Source organism: Roseivirga spongicola, from assembly GCF_034376045.1.
Classification (GTDB): Bacteria; Bacteroidota; Bacteroidia; order Cytophagales; family Cyclobacteriaceae; genus Roseivirga; species Roseivirga spongicola.
In genome coordinates this window covers 1,461,024-1,487,518 of record NZ_CP139724.1, presented here as the reverse complement: position 1 = coordinate 1,487,518, position 26,495 = coordinate 1,461,024, and the positions used below count along the sequence as shown (strand labels likewise).

Sequence of the window (26,495 nt, the reverse complement as noted above, 5' to 3'; positions counted from 1 at the left end):
TATGCCCCAATGAGCTAAGAACAAATAATCATCAGTGTCCTCACGAGAGACACTGATGGTGATGCTGAAGAACCTTTGACAAACTTATATCTCCAAAACCTCCACAGCAATTGACTTTAAAGCAATAGCTTACTCAAGTTTGTCAAAGGTAGAGCACTGCACCTTTCCATCCTGAGCTTGCCGAAGGATCTGCCCATTTTCCTAATTGCCCATTTCCCCAATTCACCAGTTTCCCTAATTAACCAAAACCCGAAACTTTAATCATTCACCCTCAGTTGTATTTGCGTTGTGAAATCCTGACCTTTGTCGATTCTGCGTTTGCAGCCAGATCTGATGGAAAAATTCAAAGAAAATGTGAATATAGAACCTGCTCCTGTAGATATTTCAGGGCATGAAAACATTGAAGTTTTTGGGGCTCGTGAGCACAATCTTAAAAACATCGATGTTACCATTCCTAGAAACAAACTGGTAGTCATCACCGGTATTTCAGGTTCAGGAAAATCATCATTGGCTTTCGATACCATCTATGCTGAAGGGCAGCGCAGGTACATGGAGAGTTTCTCGGCTTACGCCCGCTCTTTTATTGGCGATATGGAGCGTCCCGATGTAGACAAAATTAACGGCCTCAGCCCGGTAATTTCCATTGAGCAAAAAACTACCTCCAGAAACCCAAGGTCTACTGTCGGTACACTAACCGAGATTTACGATTTCCTCAGACTCTTGTACGCACGAGCAGGAATTGCCTACTCCTACCTGAGTGGCAAACCAATGATTCGCCAATCGGAAGATCAGATTATAGATCACCTGATTAAGAATTTCGAAGGGAAGAAACTCATCATTCTAGCCCCTGTGGTGAAAGGTAGAAAAGGGCATTACCGCGAACTCTTTGTGCAGATTCGTAAAATGGGCTTTACTAAGGTTCGAGTAGATGGAGTAGTGATGGAAATGGTGCCTAAAATGCAGGTAGACCGTTACAAAACTCACGACATTGAAATCGTAATCGATCGGATTATTGCAGATCCAAACGATAGATTCCGAATTGCTCAAAGTATTAAAACTGCAATGAATCACGGTAATGGGGTAATGATGGTTCGTGATGAAGACAACCAAATTCACCATTTCTCTAAGTTTTTGATGGACCCAGAAACTGGTCTTTCATACGATGAACCTGCTCCGAATAACTTCTCTTTCAACTCGCCATACGGTGCTTGCCAGACCTGTAACGGACTCGGTCAAATTGAAGAAATAAGCAAAGAGAGTGTAATTCCAGATCCGAATTTGAGCATAAGCAGAGGAGGTATTGCCCCTCTTGGAGATTATCGTGACATCTGGATTTTCAAGAAACTAGAAGCGATTCTAAAAAAGAACAAGGCCAATTTAACTACTCCTATCAAGGACTTACCAGATGGAGTTTTAGACACTCTTCTCTATGGAGATGATGTTCCCGTGGCTGTCAGTTCAAAGAAATACCCAGGAACCAGCTGGAACACCAAGTTCGAAGGAATCATCAAATTCCTAGAGAAGCAGATGGAAGAAGGAACGGAGAAAACTCGCCAGTGGATTTCCGACTTCATGACCGTAAAAACTTGCCCTACCTGTGATGGAGCAAGGTTGAAAAAAGAATCACTTCACTTCTTAATTGCCGATACCAACATTTCTCAACTAGCAGAAATGGATATTGAGAGTTTGTCTCAATGGTTCGTTGGCTTGGAAGAAAGGCTAACTGACAAACAGAATCAGATTGCCCCTGAAGTTCTGAAGGAAATTAGAAAACGAATTGGCTTTTTGCTAGATGTTGGCCTCGATTACCTCACTCTAAACAGACCTTTGAGGACGCTTTCTGGTGGAGAAGCACAAAGAATTAGGTTGGCTACTCAAATTGGTACGCAGCTAGTGGGAGTGCTTTATATTATGGATGAGCCAAGTATTGGCCTGCATCAGAGAGATAATGTGAAGCTGATAAGTGCCCTGAAAAACCTGCGAGATATTGGTAATACCATCATCGTGGTAGAGCACGATAAAGATATGATGCTCGCTTCAGACTTTATCGTAGATATTGGACCGGGAGCAGGTAGACACGGTGGAAATATTGTAGCTGCCAGCGAGCCAAAAACTTTCCTCGAAGAAGGAAGCACCACAGCTCAATACCTGAAAGGAGAAAAGCAGATTGAGATTCCGAAAGAAAGAAGAAAAGGTTCTGGAAATAGCTTAACCTTGAAAGGTGCAAGCGGTAACAACCTGAAGAATGTAACACTCGAAATTCCTTTGGGTAAAATGGTGTGCATTACGGGAGTTTCAGGAAGTGGAAAGTCTACTTTGATTCACGACACCCTTTTCCCTATTCTAAACCACCATTTCTTTAGGTCTAGAAAAGCGCCATTGGCTTACAATGAAATCGATGGGCTGAAGGAAATAGATAAGGTGATTGAAGTTGATCAGTCACCAATTGGACGTACACCAAGATCGAACCCGGCTACATACACTGGTGTATTCTCAGATATCAGAACCTTATTCACCGAGTTGCCAGAAGCAAAAATTAGAGGCTATAAAGCCGGCCGATTCTCCTTCAACGTGAAAGGTGGCCGCTGCGAAACCTGTGAAGGGGCTGGAATGAAGCTCATTGAAATGGACTTTTTGCCGAACGTTCATGTGCCTTGCGAAACCTGTAAGGGAAAGCGTTACAATCGCGAAACACTTGAGGTTCGATTCAAAGGAAAGTCTATCTCAGACGTACTAGATATGACGGTGGAGCAAGCCGTTGAATTCTTTGAAAATCAGCCAAAGATTGTTAGGAAAATCAAGACCTTGAATGATGTTGGCTTAGGCTATATTTCACTTGGTCAGCATGCCACTACCCTTTCTGGTGGAGAAGCCCAAAGGGTAAAACTGGCTACTGAGCTTTCTAAGAAAGATACGGGTAAAACACTCTATATTCTGGATGAGCCTACTACCGGCCTCCACTTTCAGGATATTCAGCATTTGTTAGACGTACTGAATCGCTTAGTCGACAAAGGCAATTCTGTTCTGATCATTGAGCACAACCTAGATGTCATCAAAGTAGCCGACCATATTATAGATCTTGGCCCTGAAGGTGGTGACAAAGGCGGTCAGATTGTGGCACAAGGAACTCCAGAAGAAGTGGCTAAAAGCAAGAAAAGCTATACTGCTAAGTTTTTGAAAGATGAGCTGACCTCCCCTAACCCCTCCTAAATCAGGAGGAAAATTTTAGTGCAATCCGCATCTCCTTTTCCATTCTGAGCGAAGCCGAAGAATCTGCCAACCAAAGTCGTTTGGCAGATCTCTCCACTACGGTCGGGATGGGAAAGAACCCAAGCCACTTTTCTTTATGAGTTTGGCGAAGAATGAGGGGAGTATTAATAACCGCAAAGGGCGCGGAGTTCGCAGAGCACTCGTAAACCAACTGACTCGTCCTAAAAAAAGTTTACAGGTTTAACGTTTAGTACTGTAATAGATTTACAGTTGTTTGATTGTCCTGATCTGGGTTTACAATATCAGGCTTTTTCTTGTAATAGTTCTTCCATATTCTCTTAGGGTTTAGACTTTGATTGTGTACTAGTTCTGGAGTCAACATACCTAAGCTCATGTGTGGCCTTTCTTCATTATATAGCTTTACTATTTCTTTGAGTAAAGCGCTGGCTTCCGTGAGGTTATCTACCTCATAATTATCGAGATATTCACTTTTTATAATACCATTGATTCTTTCGGCTATTGCATTTTCAAGCGGATCTCCATGCTCTGTCATACTTATGTTGATCTGGTTGTCCTGCAATAGCTTTACATATTCTTTACAACAATATTGTATTCCTCTGTCTGAGTGATGGGTGAGCGGTAAATAGCTGTCTGGCTCTTTCTTTAAGCCAGAGACAGCCATTTTGAGCGCTTTCACTGATTCTACTGCCTCAAGGGTATCAGACATCCTATATCCGACAATCTTCTTTGAGTAAGCATCGGTTACAAAAGATATATAGTAGTTTTTACCTTTTGACTTCCAGTAGGTTATGTCACTCACCCATACTTGGTTCTTTCTGTCAATACACTGGTCTTTTATCAGGTTCGGGTACTTCCTCAACCAATGAGATGATTGTGTGGTATAGACCCTGCTACGTCTCTTTTTAACCAACAGATGGTTTCTGCCCAACAGCTCATAAAGTGCGTCTCTGCCCATCTTAATCTGGTGTTCTAGCATAAATGGCTCTAATAATTCATACAGCTTACCTCCCATACGTCTGTGGGTCTTCCTTATCTGATGTACTTGCTGTACTATCAGGTGCTCTTCAATGCTCTTTTCTTCTCTTACCCATAAATGCTGATAATAGGCCTGGCGGTTAACACCAAGTAATCGACACAATCATATCAAGCTTACCGCATGGTAGGTGTCTTTCATCTCATGGATCACTTGGAATCTGACTTTTTTCAATCTCAATCTTGAACTTCTTCTCTGCTATTGCAATCATTCGCTGGTAGGCTTCCAACTTAAGCTGAGCGTCTTCTAGTTCTTTCTTGAGTGCCTTGAGCTGGGCAGAATCTGATTTCTCGTTCGCTGACAATGTAATGGCGCTATGTGGCTTTATTCGATTATCTGCAATATAGCCGAAATCTCGGAGCCAGTTGACGATGGCTGACTTTCCTCCAATACCGTATCTGTATTGCAACTCTACTTTGGTTACACCTCCCTTTTGATACTCTCGGCATACCTTATGCTTAAAACTTGTCTCATACCTTTTGTTCATTTTTACACTTATTTGTGTAAACCTATTTTAGGACAAGACAAACGTGCTAGTCCTTGGTGTCCTCACCAAGACAACCGCTCAGTGAATCGGTGGGGACACCGATTCTGGCTAAAAACTATACTGCTTACCTTTGAAAGACGAGCTGACCACCCCTACCCCCCCTAAAACAGGAGGGGAATTTTAGTGCAATCCGAGTCTCCTTTTACATTCTGAGCGAAGCCGAAGAATCAACCAGACAGAGTCGTTTGGCAGATCCCTCCCTACGTTAGGGATGAGAAAACAGAAATAGTTATCTTTTCCAAGTAAACCGCAACAGACCTTGCCCAAGTTTGAATCAAGTCTTTATGAACCTCCCTTTTGGAAGAAACCGTCAAGGAGCACTTTAGGGCTAATGATTTTTATACTTGTGGGTGCCATAGGCTATTTAATCGCCACTTTTCAGGGGCATCAAGTTAACGCGCTTGTGGCAATTGGCGGATTGGGTGCAATAGGAAGCTTGTACTTCGATATCGGAGAAAAGCCCATACTGGGTGATTACATTGGGGAAATTGTCTTAACAGAAAAGGACATCACTCTTAACGGAGAAAAAATTAATATTTTAGAGGTAAACGGTCTGAACATCTCATTTAATACTTATCAGAATCAAAAGATATTTCATCGGTATGGCTATTATTTTCTATCAGGCACAGAAAATAAAATTAGCGTGAAAACTGGTGGTAAAGAATATAACTATAATTTTCTAATATATAATCGAAATCATATCTCTGACATATTAAGCGTTCTTCACTTTTACTATAAAGAAGGGCTATTTGTTAATGAGAACCCAGGAAATCGAACCTACCTTGGAAAAGACCTCTCTTATGAAGAGATTCAGGATTTCAAGGCCAAATATAAACTAGAGGGAACTGGCTATCGAAAACTACATTAGTCGGATAGGCTAAATAATTTTGAATAAGACAAAAAAATAGTGCTGCCGCATACGCGAACAGCACCATCTTCAACCAAAACATTAAAATCAACACTTTAATCTAACACCTCATCGTCAGGCTCGATTGCCCGACTTCAATCATCGATTTTAATTGCCTTTTTCTGTCTCTATAACGGAAGGCCCAATGGCCTATTATAGTGTTCTAGCTATTATTTGTCTTTTTAACACTTTTTGACTCTTCAATGTTCCATCAAATTTGTTTCATTTTAAGAACCCAAAATGAAAGGCTCATGTTATAACCACAAACCACTAATATGAGCCCATTCGACCATCTCCATCTGGAGATTCCAACCTCTGATAAACCTAGACTGGTTATTATTGGAGGTGGTTTTGCTGGCATCCAACTGGTAAAATCCCTCAAAAACTCTAATTATCAAATCGTCCTTTTAGACAGGCATAACTACCATACCTTTCAGCCGTTGCTGTATCAGGTAGCTACCGCTGGTTTAGAGCCAGACTCTATTGCGGGAGCGTTGCGCCAGCTTTTTGAAAAACACAAAGACTTCTACTTTAGAATGGCGCGCGTTACAGGAATTGATCCAGAGAAGAAGTGTATCAAAACCTTAGTGGGCGAACTGAGCTATGATCTCTTAGTAATAGCTAATGGGTCTAAAACCAACTATTTCGGAGATCAGCAAATGTACGATCGTACTTTTCCGATGAAACAGGTGCCACAGGCGCTTAACCTCAGAAGTCATTTGCTTCAGAACTTCGAACAAACAGTTTTAGCTAAAGATGATGAAGAAAAAGACCGCCTTACAAACTTTGTGATTGTAGGCGGTGGCCCAACGGGAGTTGAAGTAGCCGGAGCATTAGGAGAGCTAAAGAAGCATGTTCTACCTAAAGACTATCCCGATATTAACTTCGATATAATGAAGCTCCATTTAGTAGATGCTGGTCCGCGTTTATTGGCTGGAATGTCGGAAAAATCTAGTCAAAAAGCCGAAAAGTATTTGAAAGAATTCGACATCGATGTGAGGGTAAAGACCATGCTCAAGTCTTACGATGGAAGAGATGTAGTGCTTAGCGATGGCACCCAAATTCCAGCCAAAACGGTAATCTGGGCGGCTGGGGTAACTGGTAACATTGTTGACGGACTTCCGAAAGAAAGCCTGAAAGGAGGAAGAATAGCCGTGGACAGCTTCAATAAAGTGGAAGGTGTTAAAGACATTTATGCGCTTGGCGATATTGCGGGAATGTACAGTGAAGCTTTTCCTAAAGGTCACCCTATGGTAGCTCCGGTAGCCATTCAGCAGGCCACCAATTTGGCTAAAAACCTAAAGCGAAAAAGTCAGGCTGACTGGAAGCCTTTCCAGTATAAAGACAAAGGCTCAATGGCCACAGTAGGTAGAAATAAGGCGGTAGTAGATTTACCTAAATTCCATTTTGGGGGCCTTTTTGCCTGGATGGTATGGATGTTTGTTCACCTGATGTCTATAGTTGGTTTCCGAAACAGACTGGTTATACTAACCAACTGGATATGGAATTACATGACTTATGACCGTGGCACCAGATTAATCATCAGAACATTTTTAAGGAATAAGAACTATAAACCAGGAGATACTCTCTGATTTCCAACCATATTAGCTCTTAACCTCTTGTATTATTGCTTTTCTACGAAAGGCTAAGTTTGCTTATTTTTCAATTTCGAAAATGAGAAAGAGAAGACTTTACTGGATTTTGCAATTAGTAGGTTGGGGGTTGTACTTCTCGGCTAACTTCATTTCTCAAGGCTTCGACCCTCAAAGCTTAGGCGAGCAAGTGGTAAGAAACCAGCGCATTGAGCTTACCATTCATTCCATTTTCTTTTTCCTCCTTTCTCATTACTTCATTAGGGGCATTACCATAAAAAGAGGGTGGCTACAAATCAACATTACCAAGGTTATTCCAAGAATACTGGGCGTAATTCTACTAGCTTCCATCATAGGGAACATTCTTTCCTTTAGCCTATACTTTGTTGTGGGCACCAGAACTCCGAGCGATCAGAGTTTGCAAACCGAAATTCCATTGCTATTTGGTTCTTCTTTTGTGCTCTTTGTTTTGTGGTCTACAGTGTATTTTCTCTACCATTATTTAGAGAGTAACAATCGCTCGTTAAAGTATGAGGCCGCCATGAACGAAATGCACCTCAACCAACTTAAGGCTCAATTGAATCCTCACTTTATCTTTAACGCACTCAATAGCATGAGGGCTTTGGTAGATGAAGAACCTACTAAGGCTAAAATAGCCATTACACAGCTTTCTAACATTCTTAGAAACTCGCTGATTACGGATAAAAAACGAGTGGTAAACTTCAGAAATGAGCTAAATACAGTAAAAGATTACTTGGCGTTAGAGGGCATTCGTTTTGAAGAACGATTGAAGATAAAGTATAAAATAGACCCACGGTCTGACCATTTTGATATACCACCTATGATGATGCAAACGTTAGTTGAAAACGCCATTAAACATGGAGTTTCTAACCTAATGGAAGGTGGCCTCATTGAAATACAGTCGAATGTAACCGATTCTATGCTCACCATTAAGATCAGAAACAGTGGTCAGCTGAGCGGAATCAAGAAAAAACCAACCAATAGAACGGGTGTTGGGTTAATAAATACGAAGGAAAGGCTTAAATTAATCTATGGCGACACCGCCACGTTTAATATTTATAACGAAAATGATAAGTTTGTTGTGACTGAAGTGAAAATACCTCAGCGCATATAATTAATAATCTATGAGAGCACTAATAGTAGACGATGAGAGATTGGCTCGTAAAGAGCTAACCAACCTTTTGCAGGAGTTTCAAGAGATTGAAATTGTGGGAGAAGCGGTGAATGCTGAGGATGCGGAAGAAAAAATAAACAGTCTGAAGCCAGACTTGTTATTCTTAGACATTCAAATGCCTGGTAAAACTGGTTTTGAACTATTGGAGTCTCTAGATTCTGTGCCTGATGTAGTATTTACAACAGCTTATGATGAGTATGCGCTGAAAGCCTTCGACTATAACGCAATGGATTATTTGCTAAAGCCGATTGAGCCAGACAGACTTAAAGAAACTGTGAGTAAGTTAATTGCTCGTCAGTCTAAAAAAGAAGAAGAAAAAACAGAAACTGAGCCTTCTAAACTAGGTCCTAGCGACCGAGTATTTGTTAAAGATGGAGATAAGTGCTGGTTTGTTAAGTTGGAAAACATCCGCTTATTCGAGTCAGACGGAAATTATATCAAAATTTACTTCGATAATTTTAAGCCAATGATTCATAAATCATTGAATGCATTAGATGAGAAGTTAGACGACAGATCTTTTTTCCGTGCCAGCCGTAAGCATATTATAAATCTTACTTGGGTAGAAAGTATTGAGTCTTGGTTTAACGGAGGCTTAATGGTTGTACTCAGAGGTGGAGACAAAGTGGAAGTAAGCCGTAGGCAAGCTGCCCGATTTAAAGAAATGATGAGTTTATAACTCGTTAAAGAAAACCTCGCGCTCGCGAGGTTATTGTGTGTGTTTATTGGCCCTGACGTTACGCGTCAGGGTTTTTTTGTGGTCAACTCTTTTAATGAAGCTGTAGCCTAAAAGCAACAACTTTCAATAACCCTACCAACCTAAAATTGATTAAACCATAAAAAACCACTTGTAAATACCAATTTTTATAAAGTACTTCTGTGCCTGTTCTGAAAGACACACCTGAAAGACCTCACGTTTATTGGAACAAAAAAAGCGACCCGTAGAGGCCGCTTTAAATGTTTTCACAACGGAATAATCCTTATTGTGACTAGTTTTCAAATTGTATTTCAATCTAAAAAGAACTTTTTAAATATAAAATAGCACATCATGAAAAAGATTTTAGGGCTTGATCTGGGAACCAATAGTATTGGGTGGGCGCTTATTGAACAAGACTTTGAAAGTAAAGCAGGGAAAATTAGTGGGGCGGGTAGTAGAATTATACCTATGTCCCAAGACATATTGGGAACATTTGAAACAGGCCAGTCATATTCTCAAACCGCTGACCGCACACATTACAGGTCAATAAGAAGGTTATATCAGCGAACTAAGCTAAGAAGAGAGAGACTTCATCGAAGCCTTAATGTACTGGGATTTTTACCTGAACACTACAAAAACGAGATTGACTTTGAACAAAGGAAAGGTCAATTCTACCCTAATAAAGAGCCCAAAATAGCCTATTACCCAGAACAAGTAGCCAGTAAAGTCAAATACCAATTTCTATTTAAGAGCTCTTTCTTAGAAATGGTCGAGGACTTTAAAAGGAGAGGCTATAATGGAGCAATACCTTATGATTGGACCATCTACTATTTGAGAAAGAAAGCTCTAGAAAAGAAAATAGAAAAGGAAGAATTAGCTTGGTTACTATTAAACTTCAATCAAAAAAGAGGGTACTATCAATTAAGAGGGGAAGAGGAAGATACTAACTCCAATAAGAAAGAAGAATTCTATGAATTAAAGGTAAGCAGTGTTGAACAAACTCATGACACCTCACCATCAGGCACTTGGTATAATGTTCACCTTCAAAATGGCTGGGTTTACAGACGGAAAAGCAAAGATTCTCTAAAAGACTGGGAAGGTTTAAACAAAAAGTTCATCGTCACAACTCACCTGAATGCAGATGGTAGTGAAAAATTGGATAAAGATGGAAATGTATCTCGGAGCTTTCGCGCTCCAAAAGAAGATGATTGGGGGCTTGTGAAAAAGCGCACAGAGTCTGTTTTAGAAAAATCTGGGCTTCATGTTGGTGAATTTATTTATGAAAGCTTATTAGAAAACCCCGAACAGAAAATTAGAGGTAGCCTTATAAAGACAATTGAAAGGAAATATTACAAAAAGGAACTTGAGGCTATTCTTGATAAACAAACATCCTTTCATAGAGAGCTTAGGAATGATGCGTTATATAAAGAGGCTACTCTAGAACTATACCCTAAAAATTCAGCTCACAGATCAAACATCAAGCAACGAGGCTTCAAGTATTTATTCATAGAGGATATCATTTTTTACCAAAGACCTCTTAAAAGCCAAAAACACCTAATTGCTCATTGCCAATACGAAAAACGAACCTATAAAAACAATGGTGGAGAAACCATTGAAGTTTCACTACAGGGAGCACCAAAGTCCCATCCTAGTTTTCAAGAATTTCGTATTTGGCAATTCATTTCTAATCTCCGGTTTTATGACAAAGAAGAAATCGTTGAAGGACAAGAAGTTAGTATTACCGAAAAGCTATTGAAATCAGATTCTGATTTTGCTGAACTTTATCATTGGTTATCTCACCAGAGAGAGGTTGACCAAAATAAAACACTAAAATACTTCACACAGAAAAAGCTCATTCCAAAGCAAAAGAAGGATAATCCAACAATCCGATGGAACTTTCCCGAAGATAAAAAATATGAAATGGGTGAGTTTAAAGCTCAATTATTATCAAGACTAGAAAAAGTACGCAACTGCCAACCCGATAAATTTTTAACCCAAAAGAATGAGCTTGACCTATGGCATATAATTTACTCAGTTACCGATAAGACCGAATTTGAAAAAGCACTTGTAACATTTGCGGAAAAAAGAGAGCTTGATTCAGAGTCGTTTGTTGAAAACTTCAAAAAATTTCCTCCATTTAAAAACGATTATGCCTCGTACTCATTAAAGGCAATCAAAAAGATTCTACCCCTTATGAGAAGAGGTAAATACTGGAAAGCAGAAAACCTAGGACCTCAAACCTTACAGAGAATTGAAAAAATCGTTAATGGCGAGGCAGATGATAAAATTAGCATTCGCGCGAGAAAATTGGCGTTGCACCTAAACGACACCAAAAGTTTTCAAGGGCTACCCACTTCTTTAGCCTGCTATGTGGCTTATAATAGACATTCTGAAAATGAGGAAAATCAGAAGTGGCAGACTCCTTCTGACATTGACAAATACTTAAAAGATTTCAAACAGCATAGTTTAAGAAACCCCATTGTAGAACAGCTTATTACAGAAGCCCTGAGAGTGGTAAGAGATATTTGGAAACATTATGGGCAAGGGCAAAAAGATTTTTTTGATGAAATCCATGTAGAGCTTGGTAGAGAAATGAAAAACCCTGCCATTAAGCGTAAAAAACTTTCTCAAAAGATTCAAGAAAACGAAAACACCAATTACAGAATTAAAGAAGTTCTAAGGAACCTAAAGGAGAACAATATAGATGCTAAACCCTACTCTCCAAGCCACCAAGAGATACTTAAAATTTATGAAGAAGGGGTTTACCAATCGATAGAAAATGTCGAAGATGAGATAGAGAAAATCCGCAAAAATAATACACCCAGTTCTAAAGATATAAATAGGTATAGGCTTTGGCTAGAACAAGGCTATATATCTCCTTATACAGGTGAAGTTATTCCATTAAGTCAACTTTTCTCGAATCAGTATGAAATAGAACATATTATCCCAAGGTCAAGGTTTTTCGATGATTCCTTAGCCAACAAGGTAATTTGTGAAAGTAGTGTAAATGCCCTTAAGGATAACAAAACAGCACTCGAGTTTATAACTAACCATGGGAATGAAAAAGTAGAATTTGCTGGAAAAACAGTAGAAATATTAAGCTCAGATAAGTATACGGAACATTGTAAAAGGTATTTCAAGCGGAACCGAACAAAGCTGAAAAACCTATTAAGTTATGATGTGCCAGAAGGGTTTATCAATAGACAGTTAAACGATAGTAGATTTATCAGTAAGTATGTGAGAAACCTTCTTAGCAATATTGTTCGGGAAGAAGAGGAGCGAGAAGCCATTTCTAAACACATACTAACCATACCAGGGTCAATCACCAGTCAGTTAAAGCAAGATTGGGGGCTTAATGAAAAATGGAATGAGGTTGTTACTCATAGGTTTGAAAGACTGAATAATTTAACGGGCACAACAGACTTTGGCTTTTGGGACAATAAAATCAACGCATTTAGAATAACTGTTCCGAAAGAACTCAGCAAAGGGTTCAACAAAAAAAGAATAGACCATAGGCACCACACATTGGATGCATTAGTTATTGCAGCATGTACCAAGGATCATGTAAACTACATTACCTCTCTTAACACAGAAAGAAATAACCACAGCCTAGTATCCAAACTAAGAAACACTAAAAAAGTGCTGATCAATGGTAAAGAAAGGAGAATAGCCAAGGCCTATAAGCTTCCTTGGTCTTCTTTTCCTCTTGATGCCAAGCATCAATTAGAAACTACTGTCATTAGTTTTAAACAAAACTTGAGGGTTATTAACAAGAGTTCTAACAAAACTTGGCAATGGAGAAATGTTAATGGAGAACAAAAGAAAAAGCTTATACCACAAACCAAAGGAGATAGTTGGGCCATAAGAAAATCCATGCATAAAGCCACGGTTTCAGCCAAAGTTGAAAGTGTTGGAAAGGGTAAAATCAAAACTACCAACCGAACCCCGCTCGGTGAGATCAAGGGCGAAAAACATGTTGAAAAAATTTATGATGCAAGGATACGTGAGGTAATCATTCCAAACCATCTAAATAAGTACTTAGATGAAAAAGGTAAGCCTAATTATGAAGCTGCATTTAGCCAGTCGGGAATAAAGCAACTCAATGAGAATATAGAAGTACTCAATGAGGGCAAACCACACGCCCCCATATACAAAGTCCCTTTGTTTGAAGTTGGTAGTAAGTTCCCTGTTTCTGAGGATGCAAAATCGCCTAAAAACCAAAAGTATGTTGAGGCAGATAAAGGCACCAACCTGTTTTTTGCCGTATATTGGAACGAAGAAAAGCAAAAAAGAAATTTTGAGACTGTACCACTCCACCAAGTAATTGTACATCAAAAACAGGTTGCCTCTTTGCCTACTGAACAACGAACCTCAGTACCGATTAAGCCGGAACTAGGTCTCTTCCTGTTTTCTCTTTCTCCAAATGACCTAGTTTACGTACCTACAGAAGAAGAGATAGAAAACCCACATTTAGTAGACCTTAAAAACCTTTCTAAAGATCAAACCAACCGTATCTATAAAATGGTAAGCTCAACAGGCAATGAGTGTCATTTCATTCCACATCATATTTCGAGGCTTATTATGAAATATAATGCTAAGCAAAAAGTCGGTGAATTTGGAAGTCTGAATAAGGCAGAGAAAGCTATAACGGGTGAAACAATTAAAGAGAAATGTTTAAAAATTCAGATAAACTCTCTAGGTAAGCTTAAAACTGAAAGAATCGCATAATTAGAGGACAACTTTAAGCTTTCCAAGGGTGTTTAAAAGAGCCTCTAAAGCCATAAAACAGAAGCACACATGCAAACAGAAAAGTTATATCATATTTATAACCATGCCAATGGTAGCGAAAACCTTTTTCGGGAGACAGAGAATTACCTTTACTTCTTACGGCAGTGGGACAAATACATTAGCCCAATAGCCGAAACCTTAGCTTACTGTTTAATGCCCAACCATTTTCATTGTTTGGTGCTAATAAAAAAACAAGAGGAGATTGAAGCAACTTTTGGAAAGTTCGAAACTTTCCAAAAGCTAGAGTACCTCTTGAGCAAACAGTTTGCTAATTTTTTCAGTAGCTACACACAAGCTTATAATAAAAGATACAATCGAAAAGGAAGCCTTTTCGCACCTAACTTCAAAAAGAAGGAAATTACCTCTAATGATTACATCACCAAGGTAATTGCCTACATACACACCAATCCAATCCACCACAGGTTTACCCAAGATTTAAGAAAGTGGAGCTTTACCAGCTATTCGAGCATGCTCTCTACTAACTCTACAAAATTAGCTCGGACAATGGTACTCGATTGGTTTGGTGGTAAGAAGCCATTCGAGGACTTTCACCAAGCTTATATAAACACGATTCCCGGTGAAGAAATGAATATTTAAAAAATAAGCTTTTCAAAAGCTTAGAGCTGTTGGAAAGTTCAAACGAATAAGCCTATGATAAAACGTACACTCTTATTTGGTAACCCGGCCCACCTTTCTACAAGAAAAGAGCAACTAGTAGTTAAGTACCCTGATGATGATCAAAAGAAAACCATGCCCATTGAAGATATTGGCGTAGTGCTTTTGGAGCATCCACAAATTACCATTACACACACGCTAATTAGCAAGCTCTTGGGTAACCAAGTTGCTATAATTACCTGCGATGCTCAACATTTGCCTCAAGGTTTAATGCTTAACCTGAATACCCATCATAAGCAGGTAGCTCAAATGCGACACCAGCTTTCGGCAACTCAAGTATTAAAGGATAGGCTATGGAAACAAACAATTCAAGCTAAAATAAAGAATCAGGCAGCACTGCTAAAAATGAATAACATTGCTGCTGAAAATATGGAGAGATGGGCCAGCAAGGTACAGAATGGCGACCCTGAAAACTTTGAAGGTCGCGCAGCAGCCTATTATTGGAAATGTCTATTTACTGATCTTATTCAAAACTTTAAAAGAGGGCGATATGAAGGTGAACCTAACAACTTACTCAATTATGGTTATGCCATTCTAAGGGGAGCCATAGCTAGGTCTTTAATGATTTCTGGGCTACTACCGACCATGGGTTATCACCATAGCAATCAATACAATAGTTATTGTTTAGCCGATGATCTAATGGAACCTTACCGTCCATTTGTAGACCAATTAGTTTTAGAATTGATAAGAACAGAAGATAGCTATACCGAACTGACACCGTCACTAAAACAAGACTTACTTAAGGTTCCAGTTCTCGATGTAATTATAAACAATCAATCCAGCCCGCTAATGTTAGCCGCTCAACAAAGCGCAGCTAGCTTAGCCAAGTGCTATAGTAAAGAAGAAAAAGCACTTAAACTTCCTAGCTTTTGAGTTTTGACAGGTTCAATCAATACAGAGTTATGTGGGTAATGGTATTCTTCGATTTACCAACCGAAACCAAAACAGATACAAAGAACTATCGCAAGTTTGTAGATGTACTGGAGAAAGATGGCTTCACTCGCTTTCAGTTTTCCATTTTTTTGCGTCACTGCCCAAGCATGGAAAATGCCAAAGTCCACATTAAGCGTATAAAACAAAACTTACCGCCTAAAGGGCATGTAGGAATCATGCATATTACCGACAAGCAATTCGGTATGATGGAGGTATATTTTTCTACCAAAAAAGAAGAAGTACCTCAACCAATTCAACAGTTAGAGTTGTTCTAGGATTCTGTTGGCTTACACTCCATTAGCTTCTGGAAAGCTTGAAACTTTCCAAAAGATCCAAAAAAACCCTGATTATCGTTAAAAACAACCAGGGTTTTACAGCCGTAATCAACAGGTTTTCAATTGTTTACGACAAGACATCTTCTTCTAAGATACAATTTGAAAGCTAGTCACAACACGGAACTAGTTTGAATCTGGCTTTCGATGCTTCTTCTAAGATACAATTTGAAAGCTAGTCACAACTACTGCTACAAAATCCATTTTATAGTCCTTCTTCTTCTAAGATACAATTTGAAAGCTAGTCACAACCATGGTTATGGAATTTGCAGTCTTCAACACTTCTTCTAAGATACAATTTGAAAGCTAGTCACAACATGAAGAGGTTCATAACCTTCTGAAAGATGCTTCTTCTAAGATACAATTTGAAAGCTAGTCACAACAGTTTACACCATATTGAATAGCTACGTCTTCTTCTTCTAAGATACAATTTGAAAGCTAGTCACAACTCTCAAACTGCTCTTTAATCCTTGCTGTTACTTCTTCTAAGATACAATTTGAAAGCTAGTCACAACGGCAAGTTGGGCAGGTCTATAATGCGCTCACTTCTTCTAAGATACAATTTGAAAGCTAGTCACAACGGAAGACTACTCAGGCCTGAAGACTGAAATCTTCTTCTAAGATACAATTTGAAAGCTAGTCACAACCATTATGAATTGAACCCTGTTCTATTATATCTTCTTCTAAGATACAATTTGAAAGCTAGTCACAACAGACAAAGTGGTTGAAGTCAATAAAGACGACTTCTTCTAAGATACAATTTGAAAGCTAGTCACAACGTGAGAAGCATATATGTGTGCTGATCGTTCCTTCTTCTAAGATACAATTTGAAAGCTAGTCACAACACTAAATGATGAAACCCAAGTAAACAGTTACTTCTTCTAAGATACAATTTGAAAGCTAGTCACAACCATTGCTGAAGTTGGTACACTCTAGCGAGGCTTCCTCTAAGATACAGTTTGAAAGACATTAACACTCCAACTATGACATTACTTTTAAAATTGAATCAGAGAATCAAATGAAACACATATCCATCTACTCTGTTCATATCTATATGCAAATGTGACTTTTTAGTCTTTGTGCGTCTAATCTTGATATTGATTTTATCTGGCTGCTTAAAACATTTTATGCCCAATACGCTGTCAAATTTATATATTGACCTTAAATGAAAGCTTTACTCTTTGCTATAGCCATACTTTGGCAATCCGTACTTTCTCCACTTAGCACAGATTCTACTGTGGTTCAACAAGAGGTACACCCCTTAATAGAAAAAGGAGGTGTTCCGGTAGATGCAGATTCAACCATATTCTTATTTAACGGTATTGGCCCTTACTCTTTAAATCAGCGAGTACAAAAGTTGAGAACTGAGTTAGAAAACCTAAAAAGCAATCAGCAAGATTTAAGAGAGTTTACTGTAAAGTATGAGGACCTTGTAAATGACATTATAGTACAAGAAAAAATTATACTAAGCATTAACGATGCTGATGCCAAAGCTTTAGGTCTAAGTCGCAGAGGAGCCACAGAATACTACTTAGAGCTAATTGAAAACTCTCTAAAGATTGAAGAGCCTGCATTCAGCAACATTCTCTTCGTAAATATAGCCATTGCCATACTGATTATAGTTGCGTTTATTTTTGGGCTTAAGTACTATAATAAGCTGTTCAGGCTCATCAGCATAAAAATACAGGCACAAAAAGGAGTAAAATTTAAAGGCTTCAGTGTAAAAGGTTACGAGCTTCTTACCCAGGAGAAACAAGTAGCTATTGCTACTTGGGGTCTTACTATTGTAAAATATGCCCTACTCCTGTTTTTGATTTACTTATTACTTCCCGCCATTTTTGGCTTATTCCCTTGGACAAGGGGCATTGCACAAAAACTAATAGGCTATGTGGTGCATCCGCTTACCAACTTGGGTATTAACATCCTCAACTACATACCTAACCTCTTATTCATTGTTGTAATTGTTATCATTCTAAGGTACTTCTTAAGAATGCTAGCCTTCTTTACAGAAGAGATTTCTAAAGGTAGGTTGGTAATTAATGGGTTTTATTCCGAGTGGGCAAAACCTACTTTTAACATAGTAAGAGGCATTATTATTGCGCTAGGCTTTGTAGGCATTTGGCCTCTTTTACCAATGTCTGACTCTAAGATATTTCAAGGAGTATCAACCTTTTTTGGTCTACTAGTTGCCCTTGGTGGTGCAGGAGCATTCTCCAATATTATTGCCGGCTTAGTAATCACTTACATGCGTTCGTTCAAAATTGGTGATAGGGTAAAAATTGGTGAAGTAATTGGCGATGTAAAAGAAAAGGCCCTATTAAACACCAAGGTCAAAACCATCAAGAATGAGATTATTACCATCCCTAACTCTCAAATGCTGAATAGCCATACTATTAACTATACTACAGCAAATGATGAGCAAGGACTTATTTTACACACTACTGTAACCATCGGTTATGATGTGCCATGGCGCCAAGTACAAGAATTGTTGGTAAATGCAGCACTGGCCACAGAACATGTAAAAAAGAAACCACTTCCTTTTGTACTACAAACGAGTCTTGACGATTTTTACGTGAGTTATCAGCTGAACGCTAGGACGAGAGAAATTCAAAAAATGGCCGTTATCTATTCTGAACTGCATAAAAACATTCAGGATAAATTTAATGAAGCTGGAGTAGAAATTATGTCGCCACATTATGGTGCGCATAGAGACGGAAACCAAAGCACTATTCCGCAGAAGTATCTGCCAGAAGACTATGAGGTGCCTTGGTTTAGAATTAAAAACAAAGAATGACGCTTAGAAAAAAGCTGTACATAATCATCTTCGGTACCGATACCCCAGCAGGGAAAGCTTTTGATGTTGCCCTACTTGTGGCCATACTTATTAGTGTACTTGCGGTAATGCTAGAAAGTGTACCTAGCCTAAACAACCGGTTTGGATATGTTTTCAAATATGCTGAATGGATATTCACTGTAGTATTCAGCCTTGAGTACCTCACTAGAATTTACGTAACTGACCACCGTAAAAAGTACATCTTTAGCTTCTACGGTCTAATTGACCTGCTTTCACTTTTACCTACCTATTTGAGCTTCATTTTTACAGGCACTCAATACCTATTAATCATTAGAGCATTGAGATTATTAAGAGTTTTCAGAATTCTGAAGCTTGGTAGGTTTGTTGGTGAAGGAGAGCAATTAGGAAGGGCATTAAAGGCCAGTAGGCATAAAATCACAGTCTTTATGGGTACTGTAGTTATGCTGGTGATTCTACTGGGTACCGTTATGTATTTGGTAGAAGGCAGAGACAATGGTTTTACCAGTATTCCACTGAGTATCTATTGGGCAATAGTTACGCTCACTACTGTGGGCTATGGAGATATTGCTCCGCAAACCATTTTGGGTCAGAGCATCGCCTCATTTGTGATGATTCTTGGTTACGCAATTATTGCTGTGCCAACGGGTATTGTCACTGTTGAGCTTCAAAAAGATAGAGAGAACCAGAAAAACAAAGCTTGCAAAAGCTGTAACTCAAAAGGCCATGACACTGAGGCCTTATATTGCAAATTTTGTGGTGAGAAGTTACCCGAGTGAAAAAAGAAGTTAAGCTAGATATTTATACTCCAGAAGAAGAATTGGCCAATGCTATAACTCATGGTATAGGCATTCTCGGAGCATTGGTAGCTTTTATTTACGTTTTACTTCAGCCAATTGAAAACACTGCTGTGTTTTGGAGTACTTCCGTTTTCTGCGCTACCGCATTCATTCTCTATTCTTCCTCTACCCTGTACCACAGTGTAAAATCTAAATCGAAGAAATTTCTTTTTAAGAAATTAGATCACATATCTATCTACCTGCTTATTGCAGGTACTTTTACCCCCTTCTGTTGGGGTGTTTTAGGAAACACATCGTTAGGAATTAATCTACTAATTGCCGTCTGGGCCATTGTCATTGCAGGTATTGTTTTCAAAATATTCCTTACGGGAAAGCTTGAGTTCATCTCACTGGCATCTTACCTCGGTATGGGCTGGTTAGGCTTTCTTATGTTCGATGAAATTGCCGAAATCCTTTCTCAAGAAGTAGTGAATATGATGCTTTACGGTGGAGTCTCCTATACCGTTGGTGTGGCATTCTACCTAATGCGTAAACTAAAATACCATCATGCTATTTGGCACCTGTTTGTTTTAGGTGGAACTGGCTTCCATATGTATGCCGTGCTAAAGTATGTGGTGGCTTAACTACTCATACTGAACATAATTCTCCCACTTCTCCATTACCGCTGTAAAGTCCTCTGGCAATTCTGAGTTGAACTGTATAAACTTCTTAGTTTTAGGATGAATAAAGCCCAATGACTTCGCATGAAGTGCCTGGCGAGGCATCAACTTAAAAGCATTTTCAACAAATGACTTGTACTTCGAAAACTGAGTTCCCTTCAATACCTGATTTCCACCATAGGTAGCATCATTGAACAAAGGATGCCCCAAATGCTTCATGTGTGCACGAATCTGATGAGTTCTACCAGTTTCCAGATTACACTGAATAAGCGATATGTATCGAAGGTCTTTCAAAAGCTTATAGTGAGTTATAGCGTTGCGCCCTCTTGAGCCATCTTCGATAGCCACAGTTACTCTTCTATCTTTTTCACTTCTGCCTAAATGGACATCTACAGTACCCATCTCCTCTTTCGGTACACCCCAAACTAAGGCGTAGTAGGTTCTTTCAATGCTGTGATCGAAGAATTGCTTGGCCAGACTACTCATGGCCTTTTCGGTTTTGGCAATTACCAGAAGGCCAGAAGTATCTTTATCTATTCTGTGTACCAAGCCTGGTCTACCATCATTTCCGGGCATGGTTGGCAACTGCTGAAAATGGTAAGTCAGCGCATTCACTAATGTCCCTGTCCAGTTATTGTAGGCAGGATGCACCACCATTCCAGCCTCTTTATTGACAACTAAAATGTGGTCATCTTCAAAGACAATGTTGAGTGGAATATTCTCAGGAACAACATCTGTATCGCGTGGTGGCTCCGGAAGCTCAACAATAATTTCATCGCCAGGGTGCACCTTATAGTTAGGCTTTACCTCACTACCATTTACTTTCACAAAGCCATCTTTTATGCCCTGCTGAACCTTATTTCTGGTAACGTTAGGCAACCTATCCATCAAGAATTTATCGATTCTATACGGTTCCTGCCCTGGGTCGCACACCAAACGGTGATGCTCAAATAACTCGTCCTGCTCTTCCATTAGTTTGCAAATTTAGATCAATAATTGGGATTTGTCGAAAGGCGTAACTCAACCTAACTTGCACCATGGATTTTTCGCAGATCAATGAACAGCTTCCAATCGAAAGGTTTCAGCACCCTGTTGCCACGGAAAACCAAATTGACCTGCGTATTTTAAGGCTTGACAAAACTCACGGAGAAATTTCTGGCAATAAATGGTTCAAGCTCAAATACAATTTACTTGAAGCCAGAAATCGAGGCATCAACAAACTCCTCACTTTCGGTGGAGCCTATTCCAATCATATTTATGCTGTGGCTGCTGCGGCTAAGCTATTCGACTTTCAAAGCATTGGCATTATTCGGGGTGAAGAGCACATTCCGCTAAACCCTACATTACAGTTTGCAACAGATGCTGGAATGCAATTGCACTATGTGGATAGGGAGAGCTATCGCAAAAAAACAGAAGAGCACTTCATAAATCAATTAAAAGCGGAGTTCGGTGAATTCTATCTCATACCTGAAGGTGGAACTAACAGATTGGCTATTCAAGGGGCCGCTGAAATTCCTAGCCTAATACCTGAACCTTACGATTATTATTGCCTTGCTGTCGGTACAGGAGGAACTATTGCAGGGCTTATTTCAGGAATGAAAGGGCAAGTAAACATCATTGGGTTCAGCTCTTTGAAAGGGTCTTTTTTACAAGATGAAGTAGCCAACTTACTTCAAAGCTTCGGGCATGAAAGCCTTCACAACTGGTCAATCCAAACCGAATATCATTTTGGTGGATATGCCAAGACCAAACCCAACTTAATAGATTTTATTAAGGCATTGGAAGAGCAGTTTGAGCTGAAGCTAGAGCCCATTTACACAGGAAAAATGCTTTATGGTATACTAGATATGATTGAAAAGGGACAGTTCGAAAAAGGAAGTAAAATTCTTGCCATCCATACTGGGGGCTTGCAAGGAAGGACAGGTTTCGGCCTTTAGCTCATTAAATCTTCAAACACTTCTTTAAGTTTCGCGAAAGGTTTAACCGTTACATTTCTCCCTTTCAAGTCTAATCCTTTAGTGTTGAATTTAGAAATATAGATTTCTGTGAACCCTAGTTTTTCGGCTTCAGCTATTCTGCTTTCAATACGATTGACAGCCCTAATTTCTCCACCTAATCCGACCTCTGCTGCAAAAGCCACTTTATCTGAGATAGAAATATCATGATACGCACTCACCAGAGATGCACAAACGGCTAAATCTAGTGCTGGTTCATCAATTCTGATTCCTCCTGCCACATTCAGAAATACATCTTGGGCTCCAAACCGCAAACCTCCACGCTTTTCTAGTACTGCCAAAAGCATGTTTAATCGCTTGGCATCAAAGCCTGTTGAACTTCTCTGTGGCGTGCCGTAAGTTGCAGAACTCACCAACGACTGAATTTCTATCAGTAGGGGCCTGTTCCCTTCAATGGTTGCACCAATCGCAATTCCTGTTAGGTCATCTGCCTTTTGAGAAATCAGAATTTCTGATGGGTTCGATACCTGGCGAAGACCTTCAGTTTGCATTTCGTAAATACCCAATTCAGAGGTAGATCCAAACCTGTTCTTCACCGTTCTCAAAATTCGATATGACAAATGGCGGTCGCCTTCGAATTGCAAGACCGTATCTACCATATGCTCCAATACCTTCGGGCCAGCAATGCTTCCTTCTTTGGTAATATGACCAATGAGGAAAACAGGAGTTTGTGTCTCCTTAGCGAACTTCATTAGCTCACCTGTACACTCCCTAACTTGAGAAACAGAACCTGCAGCACTTTCTATTCTTTCTGTGTGTAAAGTCTGGATAGAATCAACTATTAGTAAATCAGGCTTTACATTTTTTATTTGGGAGAAGATGTTTTGTGTATTAGTCTCTGAAAGTACAAAGCATTGATCGGTCTGAATTCCGATTCTTTCAGCACGCATTTTTATCTGCTGCTGACTTTCCTCTCCACTAACATATAGCACTTTTTTCTTTCTAGCAGCTAAGGCCAACTGAAGCATTAATGTAGACTTTCCAATGCCTGGTTCACCTCCAATTAGTACAAGCGAACCCGCAACAATGCCTCCTCCAAGTACTCTGTTTAACTCCTTATCGTAAGTGACTAATCGTTCTTCAGAGCTATTCTCTACTTCACGAATATTGATAGGTTTTGGCCTAACCGATGGACCTGATTCTTCGCGCCAGCTATCTTCTTCTTTCTTGCCTTTAGAAACCACCTCTTCAGTGTAGGTATTCCACTCGTTACAGGATGGACATTTACCGATCCACTTGGCGGAAGTAGCACCACAATTTTGGCAGATAAATACTGATTTGGTTTTGGCCATAAGGCAAATTAGCTAAGTAATTCCGATATATCTTCTGTGGTTAACTTCTTAATGAAGCTTTCTTCTGTGGTAATCAAGTCATTGGCCAACTTGAGCTTGTTCTTCTGAAGTGCTAAAATCTTCTCTTCCACCGTATTGCGTGTAATGAACTTATACGTGAAAACAGTATTAACCTGACCAATTCTATGTGCTCTGTCTACGGCTTGTTCTTCAATGGCTGGGTTCCACCATGGATCTAGCAAGAACACATAGTCTGCCTTGGTGAGATTCAATCCCAAACCACCCGCTTTCAAGGAAATAAGGAAGACTTTTATGTCTTCATTATTCTGGAATTTCTCTACCTGACCTTGTCGGTCTTTTGTAGAACCATCGAGGTAAGTGAAGTCTACTTTTCGATCTTCCAAAAACTCTTTTACAATGGAAAGATGCTTCACAAACTGACTGAATACTAGAATCTTGTGGCCTTCACTAATGGCCGATTCAATCATGTAGGTGATATCTTCCAACTTACCCGAACCCCCTTCAAAATCTGGTTCAACCATTTTAGGGTGATTGGCAATTTGCCTCAACTTGGTTAAGCCCTGCAATAACAGCAGCTGCGATTTTTTGATACCGCTTTTCTCTATGGTATCAAGAATTTGGTTCCTGTAGTGCGATTTTACCTCCTCATATTTCTCCTCTTGCTCTGGAGTCATTTGGCTGTACTTCACACTCTCGAACTTCTCAGGAAGATCTCTTGCCACTTGCGATTTTTGCCTTCTCAGAATAAATGGCTTGATAATGACATTGAGCTTTCTGGTTTTATCAATGTCTCCACGTTTTTCAATTGGCTGCTGAAACTCGTTCTTAAAATATTTAGCTGCACCTAACAAGCCTGGGTTAATGAAGCTCATTTGTGACCACAGGTCGAAGGTGCTGTTTTCCAGCGGAGTACCCGTAAGAATAAGGCGATGCCTGGACTTAAGCTCGGTTACGCACTTAGCGATTAGTGAGTCTGGGTTTTTAATGGCCTGAGACTCGTCTAGTATCACATAATTGAAATAGTAAGAAGATAAAATATCTATGTCTATTCGTGTGATACCATAGGAAGTAACGACTAAATCATAATTAGCGAATTGTTCTGCGTTTTTATCACGGTTGGTTCCAGTGTAGACCAAAACCCTAAGATTTGGTGTAAACTTAGAGGCCTCAATCTGCCAATTGTAGATCAAGGAGGTTGGCATGACTAACAAAGAGGCCTGACCAGAAGCGTGCTCTGTTTGAGCCTGCAAAAGTGCCAGAGTTTGTACGGTTTTACCCAAACCCATATCGTCTGCCAAACAGCCACCGAAATTGTATTCAGATAGAAAACGCATCCAGTTGTAACCAGCTTTCTGATAAGGCCTTAAGGTGCCATTAAAGGCAGCCGGCATTTCGTAGTCTTCTATTTCTTCAAACTCCTGAAGTTTTTGCAGCTTCCTATCCATAGTGACCTGCGCTAAACTTCCGCTTTGAAGGTCCTGAATAAGGGAAAGGTGATGCTTTCTTAGTTTCAGAGTAGACTGATCGTCTGTTTCTTCCATAAACGCGAAAAGCTCTGCATAGTCTTTAATCCATGCCTCTGGAATAACCGCTATTTCTCCATTAGGTAGTTTAACCTCGCGTTTATGTTTGTTGATAAGTTTTCTTAGCTCTTGGAAAGTGATTTCAAATTCACCGAATCGAACAGTAGCCTTAATATCGAACCAATCGATACCTTCTTCCACCTTAATCTCGATCTTAGACTCTCCAACAAAGTATTTTTTCCTCTCTGTATCAGTTTGCTGAACCTCTATTCCGAAGTCATGTAAAAAATCAGCGTTTTCATTTAACCAGTTGAAAGCCGTTGCTCTTGGCAAAGTGGCTCTTCCATTCTGAAACTTTAAGCCTCTTTTACTAAGCTCCTGCACCATTTCAACCTCAACATTTGCATTCCTATTCACCTTATGGAAAATATAGGAGCCATTGCTTTTTTCTAGCTTAACAGAGGCTAGAGGCTGTTTTTCGTAGTTAAATTGATACGGGCCGTATTTAAACGCCAGCTTAAAGAGAATCTTAGAATCATCATCTTCGGACTGGGTACTCTGCCCGTTATTATCAAAGAGTGTTCCATTAGTTGTTTGCACAAGCTCAGAGAAATTAATAACCGGTTGAGTTGGGTATTTCTCTGCATTTATTTCGAACCCCTTGGCATAGACATCGAAGCTAGCCACCAATTGAGTCACAAACTTCTGGTAGTAAGTTTCTTCTACCTTCTGCGGAATAACAATAAACTTCTTATTGAGGAAGGGCTTTAGCTTATTGCCATCTACATTTTTCTCAAAGCTTATGAGTTTATCTTTTACAATAAGCCAAGCAGGTTCAAGACAAACCAAATATGAGTTATTGTATTGCCATTCTAGCTTTTCGCCTTGCAGCTTAATGGTGGGAAAGTAATGAGTATTATCATCGTTTCTCCTAAAATGGAAAAGTACCGTTGCCTTTTCTTCTACCCAATGAATTTGCTTCCAGGCAGGCTCTCCATCTCGACCCATCTCAAAGATCATTTTTCCCTTCAGTAGGTCGAGAATTTTGGCTCTTCTCGTCTCTAAATACAGTTCAATAGACTCTTGAAGAACCTTATCTCCGCGCTCTTTATCATAAACCTTAAAGAAGAACTCGTCTGGTTTTACCTTCTTCTTGTAGAACTTGAGCACAACAGAATCTTGCTGCATCTCATCCATCAGTTTGATGAGCTTATAATCGTTCTCATCACAACCAGACTCGAACTCTCTGGCGTTTTTCGATGAAATGTTTTGATGCTGTAAAGTAAGTCGACCTTTCTCATCTAATTGAACCACAAATGATTCAAAGAGATACCCAAGGTATTCGTGTTGATAAAGGGAGTAGATTAACTGAAAGGGTTGAGCTGTAGATACCTTCATTTTTGCATTGACCGACTCGCAAATTAAGCCTTTTAGTCCATTCTCAAA

At 39.5% G+C, this 26,495-nt stretch carries 18 protein-coding genes and 1 CRISPR repeat array; of the genes, 13 read left to right on the top strand and 5 right to left on the bottom strand.

The annotated features are described in order from the left end of the window. Positions 1–333 precede the first annotated feature (333 nt). A complete protein-coding gene (gene uvrA / locus T7867_RS06670) occupies positions 334–3,210 on the top strand; it encodes an excinuclease ABC subunit UvrA (protein WP_322299989.1) in 2,877 nt (958 codons plus the stop codon). 247 nt (positions 3,211–3,457) lie between these two features. On the opposite strand, the gene T7867_RS06665 is transcribed toward uvrA, so the two are convergent. Beyond that, on the bottom strand, positions 3,458–4,369 hold the full coding sequence (locus T7867_RS06665) for an IS3 family transposase (RefSeq protein ID WP_068217090.1): 912 nt from the start codon (positions 4,367–4,369) through the stop codon (positions 3,458–3,460). Positions 4,370–4,406: 37 nt separating this feature from the next. After that, a complete protein-coding gene (locus T7867_RS06660) occupies positions 4,407–4,751 on the bottom strand; it encodes a hypothetical protein (protein WP_068217088.1) in 345 nt (114 codons plus the stop codon). Between the two features lie 391 nt (positions 4,752–5,142). On the opposite strand from T7867_RS06660, the gene T7867_RS06655 reads away from it, so the two are divergent. The 11 genes from T7867_RS06655 (at position 5,143) to trhA (ending at position 20,162) form a co-directional block, all read left to right on the top strand. Further along, entirely contained in the window at positions 5,143–5,679 is a 537-nt protein-coding gene (locus T7867_RS06655; protein ID WP_068217086.1) for a hypothetical protein, read from the top strand. Positions 5,680–5,993: 314 nt separating this feature from the next. After that, positions 5,994–7,310: an NAD(P)/FAD-dependent oxidoreductase gene (locus tag T7867_RS06650; RefSeq protein WP_068217084.1), complete on the top strand. Its 1,317-nt coding sequence runs from the start codon at positions 5,994–5,996 to the stop codon at positions 7,308–7,310. Between the two features lie 82 nt (positions 7,311–7,392). Then, positions 7,393–8,445 carry a sensor histidine kinase gene (locus tag T7867_RS06645; RefSeq protein WP_068217081.1) on the top strand — a complete coding sequence of 351 codons (1,053 nt, stop codon included), beginning with the start codon at positions 7,393–7,395 and terminating at the stop codon, positions 8,443–8,445. Positions 8,446–8,455: 10 nt separating this feature from the next. Beyond that, positions 8,456–9,181, top strand: coding sequence for a LytR/AlgR family response regulator transcription factor (locus T7867_RS06640; RefSeq protein ID WP_068217079.1), 726 nt, complete (start codon positions 8,456–8,458; stop codon positions 9,179–9,181). A gap of 369 nt (positions 9,182–9,550) precedes the next feature. Then, positions 9,551–13,927 carry a type II CRISPR RNA-guided endonuclease Cas9 gene (gene cas9, locus T7867_RS06635; RefSeq protein WP_068217077.1) on the top strand — a complete coding sequence of 1,459 codons (4,377 nt, stop codon included), beginning with the start codon at positions 9,551–9,553 and terminating at the stop codon, positions 13,925–13,927. Between the two features lie 69 nt (positions 13,928–13,996). Beyond that, positions 13,997–14,584 carry a transposase gene (locus T7867_RS06630; RefSeq protein WP_068217074.1) on the top strand — a complete coding sequence of 196 codons (588 nt, stop codon included), beginning with the start codon at positions 13,997–13,999 and terminating at the stop codon, positions 14,582–14,584. 54 nt (positions 14,585–14,638) lie between these two features. Next, positions 14,639–15,535, top strand: a complete 897-nt coding sequence (gene cas1 / locus T7867_RS06625; protein ID WP_068217072.1) for a type II CRISPR-associated endonuclease Cas1 — start codon at positions 14,639–14,641, stop codon at positions 15,533–15,535. Next, positions 15,532–15,870 carry a CRISPR-associated endonuclease Cas2 gene (gene cas2 / locus T7867_RS06620; RefSeq protein ID WP_068217070.1) on the top strand — a complete coding sequence of 113 codons (339 nt, stop codon included), beginning with the start codon at positions 15,532–15,534 and terminating at the stop codon, positions 15,868–15,870. The genes cas1 and cas2 overlap by 4 nt, the downstream gene beginning before the upstream one ends. A gap of 141 nt (positions 15,871–16,011) precedes the next feature. Next, positions 16,012–16,838: direct repeats of the CRISPR family, unit length 36 nt; unit sequence CTTCTTCTAAGATACAATTTGAAAGCTAGTCACAAC. Positions 16,839–17,092: 254 nt separating this feature from the next. Continuing rightward, positions 17,093–18,721, top strand: a complete 1,629-nt coding sequence (locus T7867_RS06615) for a mechanosensitive ion channel family protein (protein WP_322299988.1) — start codon at positions 17,093–17,095, stop codon at positions 18,719–18,721. Then, positions 18,718–19,518: an ion transporter gene (locus T7867_RS06610; protein ID WP_273276119.1), complete on the top strand. Its 801-nt coding sequence runs from the start codon at positions 18,718–18,720 to the stop codon at positions 19,516–19,518. The genes T7867_RS06615 and T7867_RS06610 overlap by 4 nt, the downstream gene beginning before the upstream one ends. Continuing rightward, entirely contained in the window at positions 19,515–20,162 is a 648-nt protein-coding gene (gene trhA, locus T7867_RS06605; RefSeq protein ID WP_273514415.1) for a PAQR family membrane homeostasis protein TrhA, read from the top strand. Before T7867_RS06610 ends, trhA begins: the two co-directional genes overlap by 4 nt. Here the strand turns inward: trhA and T7867_RS06600 are convergent, their stop codons facing one another. Next, positions 20,163–21,170, bottom strand: coding sequence for an RluA family pseudouridine synthase (locus tag T7867_RS06600; protein ID WP_273514416.1), 1,008 nt, complete (start codon positions 21,168–21,170; stop codon positions 20,163–20,165). A gap of 65 nt (positions 21,171–21,235) precedes the next feature. Between T7867_RS06600 and T7867_RS06595 the strand changes: the two genes are divergently transcribed. Then, a complete protein-coding gene (locus T7867_RS06595) occupies positions 21,236–22,135 on the top strand; it encodes a 1-aminocyclopropane-1-carboxylate deaminase/D-cysteine desulfhydrase (protein ID WP_322299987.1) in 900 nt (299 codons plus the stop codon). On the opposite strand, the gene radA is transcribed toward T7867_RS06595, so the two are convergent. Beyond that, the gene (gene radA, locus T7867_RS06590; RefSeq protein WP_322299986.1) at positions 22,132–23,505 is read right to left on the bottom strand and encodes a DNA repair protein RadA; all 1,374 of its coding nucleotides are present in this window, start codon (positions 23,503–23,505) and stop codon (positions 22,132–22,134) included. The two genes, T7867_RS06595 and radA, sit on opposite strands and share 4 nt — an antisense overlap. 8 nt (positions 23,506–23,513) lie before the next feature. Continuing rightward, positions 23,514–26,447 (bottom strand): DEAD/DEAH box helicase, encoded by a 2,934-nt coding sequence (locus T7867_RS06585; protein ID WP_273514419.1) that lies wholly within the window; start codon positions 26,445–26,447, stop codon positions 23,514–23,516. Positions 26,448–26,495: the final 48 nt, after the last annotated feature.